Annotated in this window: 7 protein-coding genes; 3 read left to right on the top strand and 4 right to left on the bottom strand. The window is 43.3% G+C overall.

The genetic code is table 11. From position 1 onward, the window contains the following. Positions 1-162: 162 nt before the first annotated feature. A complete protein-coding gene (locus PX482_RS14315; protein WP_167341553.1) occupies positions 163-336 on the bottom strand; it encodes a hypothetical protein in 174 nt (57 codons plus the stop codon). 295 nt (positions 337-631) lie between these two features. On the opposite strand from PX482_RS14315, the gene PX482_RS14310 reads away from it, so the two are divergent. Then, positions 632-1,033, top strand: coding sequence for an FHA domain-containing protein (locus tag PX482_RS14310; RefSeq protein WP_002756949.1), 402 nt, complete (start codon positions 632-634; stop codon positions 1,031-1,033). 154 nt (positions 1,034-1,187) lie between these two features. Beyond that, positions 1,188-1,580, top strand: coding sequence for a DUF4278 domain-containing protein (locus PX482_RS14305; RefSeq protein ID WP_002756950.1), 393 nt, complete (start codon positions 1,188-1,190; stop codon positions 1,578-1,580). Between the two features lie 439 nt (positions 1,581-2,019). On the opposite strand, the gene PX482_RS14300 is transcribed toward PX482_RS14305, so the two are convergent. After that, positions 2,020-2,610 carry a DUF4276 family protein gene (locus PX482_RS14300; protein ID WP_288093434.1) on the bottom strand — a complete coding sequence of 197 codons (591 nt, stop codon included), beginning with the start codon at positions 2,608-2,610 and terminating at the stop codon, positions 2,020-2,022. Next, complete coding sequence (locus tag PX482_RS14295; protein ID WP_288093432.1) at positions 2,610-3,794, bottom strand: AAA family ATPase; 1,185 nt, start codon at positions 3,792-3,794, stop codon at positions 2,610-2,612. The genes PX482_RS14300 and PX482_RS14295 overlap by 1 nt, the downstream gene beginning before the upstream one ends. Positions 3,795-4,040: 246 nt before the next feature. Here PX482_RS14295 and PX482_RS14290 point away from each other — a divergent pair, with 246 nt between their 5' ends. After that, complete coding sequence (locus PX482_RS14290; protein WP_002756963.1) at positions 4,041-5,177, top strand: geranylgeranyl reductase family protein; 1,137 nt, start codon at positions 4,041-4,043, stop codon at positions 5,175-5,177. Here the strand turns inward: PX482_RS14290 and aroB are convergent. Beyond that, positions 5,154-6,254, bottom strand: a complete 1,101-nt coding sequence (gene aroB, locus PX482_RS14285; RefSeq protein ID WP_002756964.1) for a 3-dehydroquinate synthase — start codon at positions 6,252-6,254, stop codon at positions 5,154-5,156. The genes PX482_RS14290 and aroB overlap by 24 nt on opposite strands. Positions 6,255-6,346 lie beyond the last annotated feature (92 nt).

The raw sequence follows: 6,346 nt of genomic DNA, 5'->3' as shown, positions 1-6,346 counted from the left end.
GTGTCAGTCTGTAGAGCGACCATAAGACCAGAACAGAGTAAATCTGGGGCGGCAGGTGCGGAACCCCGCAAGGGAAAGAAGCAGAAACCTAAATCGTGAGGTTTGGGAATCACCGTCCGTTTACGGCGGCGAGGATGTCAAGATGAGTAAGGAGAAAAATTCCTAATCAGTTATTGTCCGTCTCCAGAGGGCAAAAACCGTGAGCAGAAAAGGAGTAAAAACCAGAATTAAAGTGTTAAGAGGACTGGGAGCGATCGATAATAAAGGGGCAAGATATTTAATTCCCAGGGAAATCAAAGCCGATATCAAGATTATTTTGATAATAAAGCCGCTCATAGATCAATGTTTAGGTGACACCAGCACTATCTTATCCCTGAAGAGGTTAAAAATTGCTCAAAATGTGGAAATCATACCCCATCAGTTTTATTAATACTAGGGCGAAGCGGCTAGATTTTCTGGGGGAGGTCGGTTCCGAGGGAAGAGGAAAGTATGAGACAATGGAAAGAAAAGGCTGAGTCAATTAACTAGAGATATTCATTGCTAGGACTGAAGACTTAATGGCCAGGACGAATCTTGACAACAAATAAAATTTACCCTGTCCACCGCCTCTATCTTGCCGCCAATAGTCACCGTGATCACTTTAACTCTTTTACACCCCAGTCAGGCCACGCCCCTACAACATTGGCAGTTTGACAATGATCAATCAACCATTCTCATCGGCAGGGCGCTGGATAATCATGTAGTTCTCTATAGTGCTGTGGTTTCGAGGCGGCACTTAGAAATCCGCCATAATAATGACCACGATGATTGGGAATTGGAAAATTTAGGGGCAAATGGGACGTTTCTCAATGGCAAACCGGTCGAGAAAACCGTCGTCGTTGATGGTATGGTGGTTCGTTTAGCCGCCTCCGGCCCGCAAATTCAAATTCGTCTCATTGATGAGGACGAGCAACCAAAATTAATCCTCAAATCCCTAGAGGCTCCTTTGGTGGGCAACCAAACTCAGCCAGAAAAGGATACTATCGCCAGCTAGAAAATATTAAATTTTTATAAAGTTTTTTCAATTTCCCTAACAAAATGTAAAAATAGATACAGAATAAGAAATAAAATCTTCTAGCTTGCTGTCCCTAAATAGGGACGACAAGAGAGATTAAAGTCAATTTAAAGCATTGCAGGGAGTCGGTGATATGACGTTAGCCTATCGAGGAGTTAAGTACGAAAGGGATTCTCTCCCCTTGGAGATGAAGACCGGAGATATCGGGGGTAAATACCGAGGTCAAGACTGGAATCACCATTATCCTCGCCATATGCTCCAATTAGAACCGAAACTGCATCGTCAGTATCGTGGAGTTGCCTACAGCACCCGTCCTCATCTTGCCGGACAAGTCATCCCAAGCACTTGTCCGTTGCCTGTTGTCAAACCCCCTGTTGTTGTCCAAGAGGAAACCCTTTCTAGCATCCATCTGAACAATATTCGTCTTCGTCTGGAACGTCGTTTACAAATCGCTCAAGAGAATGGTGACGAAACCCTCGTTAATCTCTTGAAAAAAGAATCCCAAGACTTAGCCTTAAACTGCTAGATTAGCAGTTTTTCTCCACTTTCCCCTCGGTTCTGCCGGGGGGAATATTTTTGGGCGCAAAAATGCCTAAATCTTCCCCCCGCTCACTCCCTGGGCCGGCACTTTTTGATTTTAAAAAAGCCTAAAGATATTATCCAACAAGATTTTTAGATTTTTTCAGCCAACTCTAGTTAGGAGCTTACAAGCTTTTAAGTAGGTAGGCGTTAAAAATGATCAGATGCCCCCCTTATTAAGGGGGAATTAAGGGGGGACTAAGGGGGGATCGGCACCCCCCTTATCAAGGGGGATCCCCCCGCCTTCGGCTTCCCCCCTTATCAAGGGGGATCCCCCCGCCTTCGGCTTCCCCCCTTATCAAGGGGGGCTAGGGGGGATCGAAGCTAAAATCCATTTTTAATTTAATTATAACCAGCTACTTAATTATATTAGGTCGAGGTCTATTCTAGTTCGGGTTCGGATTGGGGTGTTGTATTATTTCCACAACATTTTTGATACCTTGAATAAAAGTTTGAAAACTACGGGATTTATTTTCAGTTAGGGAAAGATGGGGGGCAATCTGTTTAGAGTGGGTTCCTGCATAATACTCTTTCACTAGCTTTGTTAATTCTTGTTTGGCCGAGTTAAGCAGGTCCGGTTCTCTGTATTTACTTTTATTTTGTTTTTGACCGAGACTATTTAAATTATACGCCTTGGCCACCGCTGCTAAATCTCCCAGAAACCAAGATTCTAATTCATGGCAAATAATCCGAATTAAGACTTGAGCATCACTGGCATTTTGACAAATTTCCCCTAGGTCTTTTTTGAGTTTTTGACAGTCGTGGGAATCCTGATCGTGAACAATAATAAGTTTGGTATTGGGACTAGATTTATTGAAAGCTTTGAGTTTTCTAGGAATAGATTTTGCTAGGTCTTGTTTACCTTGATGACTAATACATTTATAGCTGATTTCTGGGGGAATAAGCTTAGGCAAAAGTTCTTCTAACACATTTTTTATAGATGACTCTTCTAGCAAAAATACGATATCATAGTTCATTAGGGTGCTACTCCTTCAAACCAGCCTTGATTCCAAAGATAGCCGGGTAAATCGCCTGCCGCTACTAAGTTTTTGAGGATTTCGCTATCGGCAGCCCTATGGATTTTGGTGATACCTTGGCATTTAATTAGCCAGAAAATACTAGCTAGTGGAACCGCATTGATAAAATCGGGGGAGTGGCTAGAAACAAATACCTGACCCCCCCGATCACTATAGTGGGCGAATTCTTCGGCTAGTTCTTTTAATAAAGTAGGATAAAGTTGGTTTTCTGGTTCTTCGACACAGAGTAGGGGATGAGGATTGGGATCGAATAGTAATATTAAATAAGCGAACATTTTCATAGTTCCGTCAGAAACATAGCGATCAATAAAAGGGTCTTTAAAGGCCTGATCTTGAAAACGTAAAATCAAGCGACCGTCTTCGGTTTCTTTGGCTTCCACAGAGGAAATACCCGGAACTCGTTGTTTCATTTTTTCGAGAATTTGCTGAAAAATTTTGGGATATTGTTGATAAATATATTGAGCAACTGTAGCTATATTGTCGCCAGTAGGGGATAAGTGTTCAGCATAAGATATTTCTTTACTTCCTCTAGCTTCGCTAATATGAAAGTCAGAAACGTGCCAATTTTCAATCAGAGAACGAAAGGCTGTAGCGGCTTTAAAACGTTGAAATTGTCCTAATCCTTTGATTGCTAGTATATCGTTAGATTCTAGCTGTTGTTCTTCTCGATCGAGTTCTTTATCCGGTTTACTAAAATCTTCTTCGTTGGTGATAGCATATCCTTGACCAAGTTGAAAATCTAAAAAATGAAAAGGTTTACCGTGTTCACCCCGTTTATAGCGAAGTATTTCGCGTTTGATAACGGGACGATTATTGTTTTGTCCAATTATAAGTATATAAGTAACCAGACGTTCTGTATCTAAGATTTTCATGCGAAATTGCAGCTCGATTTCAATATCTTCCTGTTCTTGACCTCTAGTGATAATTTCTCTATAACCGCCGCGAATTTGTAAAGCTTGGCGAATGTTGTTTTTAAGGGCATCTCGCAGAAACCCAAAAATATCAAATAGAGTAGATTTTCCCGTGCCGTTAGCTCCAATAATCACGCAAAAAGGGGGAATATCTCTTATGTGTATATTTTTAAACATACGATAGTTTTTTATTTTAATAGAAACAATTTTCATGATATAATCGAGCCGTTATAGTTTTTTTTATTATACGATTGATCAGGTGAAGATAATTGATCAATTAGTTAGTCAAAAAAGCCAGAGATTAGGCTCTCTTGGACATGGGGGGATAAATCAGCTAGAAACTAGAGAGGCAAGCTCAACAATGACAGAATCCCCTCTGAGCGTCACCAGACTCAACACAAGTTGGACAAAATAGCGTAAATTGTCTATAAATTTGTTCAACGACTTCAATTAGTACAAATGTTTGACTGTATTATCATCGGTGCGGGACCAGCAGGAGCGACGGCGGGTTATCATCTAGCTAAAAAGGGGCGATCGATCCTGATCCTCGATAAAGCGAAATTACCCCGTTATAAACCCTGTGGTGGTGGTGTATCCCCAGCAATTAAGCAGTGGTTTGATTTTGATTTTACCCCCGTGATTGAGAATACCGTCACCCAAGTGGAGTTTACTTGGAAACAGGGGGATGCCGCCACCACTAAGTTAAATATGCTAGAACCAATGTGGATGGTACAAAGGGATCGTTTCGATGATTTTTTAGGTCAACAGGCGATCGCAGTCGGGGCAACCATCCAAGATAACAGCGAAGTTACCCAGATCAAATTCGTCCAAGATCACTGGCAAGTTACCACATCCCAAGGAACATTTTCAGGTAAATATCTGATTGCTGCCGATGGTGTTAAGGGTAATACCAGTCGCTGGTTGGGATTACCGGCGAAAAACCAAGCGATCGGGGCTACTCTCGAAATTACTAACGCAGAAGCGACTATTCCACCCCAAAAAGCTTTTTTTGATTTTGGTTCCCTAAAAAATGGTTATATCTGGGCTTTTCCCAAGTCTAATGGTTACACAATTAGCGGTGCTTGTTTTAAGGGCAGCATCAAATCCGAGTATCTGAAAAAACAACTGTTAAATTATGCCCGTCAAAAGGGCTGGAATTTAGAGGATTATCGCTATAGTGAGTATGCTTTAGCCCTTTGGAACGGAAATCAACCGCTACACGCCCAAAATGCCCTAATTACAGGAGAAGCGGCGGGTATTCTCGATCCTCTCATCGGTGAGGGTATCCGTCCGGCAATTTTGACGGGAGTTAAGGCAGCCGAGGCGATCAATCGAGCTTTAGCCGGAGATAATCGGGCTTTAGCGAGCTATAGTCGGATAATTCGGGAAGAATGGGGGGAAGATATGGCTTTAGCGGCCAAATTAGCCGGTTTATTCTATCAATTTACCCAAATCGCCTACAATGTCGCCGTTAAACGCCCGATCGCCGGTCAACTGATGGGACGTATTCTCGTGGGAGATTTAAAATACCGGGATGTTACGCAACAAGCGATGCAACAATTGAAAAAGCTTTTACTGCCTGGATTCGGTTGGTGATAACACCTCGCGCACCAGGGTGGGGGTGACTCGATCGCTAATGGTGACTTGGCCGATTGCCGTTGGTAAAATAAATCTAACTTGGCCATCTTTAACCTTTTTATCGGCAGTGAGAGCATTTACCATCTCATCGGCATTTAAAGGCGGAATATGGGTTTCTAAGGCGGCTTTTTCGATTAAATCGGTTTGACGTTGATTTTCCCCGGCAGTCCACATTCCCAGTTTAACAGCGATCGCTCCTGCCGCCACCATCCCCAGGGCCACCGCTTCCCCGTGGTTAACGCTAGTATATCCCGTTAAACTTTCAATGCCGTGGGCGATCGTGTGACCATAGTTTAAGATCGCCCGCAAACCCGCTTCTTTTTCGTCTTTGCTTACCACATCTGCTTTAGCTTGGCAAGACTTTGTAATAATTGTTTGCAATAGCTCGCCATCGATCTGAGAAAAACTAGCTAAATTGTCCGAGTCTTCTAACTGTTGAAATAACTCAGCATCCCAAATTACACCGTATTTAATCACTTCTGCCATTCCTGCCCGAAATTCTCGCACGGGTAGGGTTTTAAGCACGTCAGGATCGATCAGCACTAATTTCGGTTGATAAAACGCCCCGATCAGATTTTTGCCCTGGGGATGATTAACACCAGTTTTACCCCCGATGGAAGCATCTACCATCGCTAACAGGGTGGTGGGAACTTGGACAAAATTAACGCCCCGTAACCATGTGGCTGCCGCAAATCCCGTCATATCCCCGATTACACCACCACCGAGGGCAACCATAGTCGAGGAACGTTCCAGCCGGTGAGCGAGGGCGCTATCATAAACTTGGGCGATCGCATCGAGGGTTTTATAATTTTCGCCGGCGGGGATCAGATGAGTAAAAACGGCAAATCCCGCTTTTTCTAGGGAATTAACGGCTTTATGTCCGTAATAGTCAAAAATTTCGGGATTAGAAACCAATAAAACCTTTTTACCTAAGTTTAACCGGCTCATTTCTGCACCGAGATTGGCTAAACTGCCCTTCTCGATCAGAATATTATAGGAGCGATCGGGTAAATTAACGGGAATACAAATAGCCATAGGGTGTGGGGAAGTGGGGAAGTGGGGAAGTGGGGAAGTGGGGAAGTGGGGAAGTGGGGTGTGGGGTGTGGGGTGTGGGGTGTGGGGTGTGG

It is taken from the genome of Microcystis sp. M53602_WE12, assembly GCF_030065455.1.
Classification (GTDB): domain Bacteria; phylum Cyanobacteriota; class Cyanobacteriia; order Cyanobacteriales; family Microcystaceae; genus Microcystis; species Microcystis aeruginosa.
The sequence above is the reverse complement of the archived record's forward strand: the minus strand, read 5'-3'. Positions and strand labels throughout refer to the sequence as shown.

Coding starts and splice junctions, on each gene's coding strand:
- PX482_RS14295 (WP_288093432.1), bottom strand. CDS start 3,794: ATGAAAATTGTTTCTATTAAAATAAAAAACTATCGTATGTTTAAAAAT.
- PX482_RS14305 (WP_002756950.1), top strand. CDS start 1,188: ATGACGTTAGCCTATCGAGGAGTTAAGTACGAAAGGGATTCTCTCCCC.
- PX482_RS14300 (WP_288093434.1), bottom strand. CDS start 2,610: ATGAACTATGATATCGTATTTTTGCTAGAAGAGTCATCTATAAAAAAT.
- PX482_RS14290 (WP_002756963.1), top strand. CDS start 4,041: ATGTTTGACTGTATTATCATCGGTGCGGGACCAGCAGGAGCGACGGCG.
- PX482_RS14315 (WP_167341553.1), bottom strand. CDS start 336: ATGAGCGGCTTTATTATCAAAATAATCTTGATATCGGCTTTGATTTCC.
- aroB (WP_002756964.1), bottom strand. CDS start 6,254: ATGGCTATTTGTATTCCCGTTAATTTACCCGATCGCTCCTATAATATT.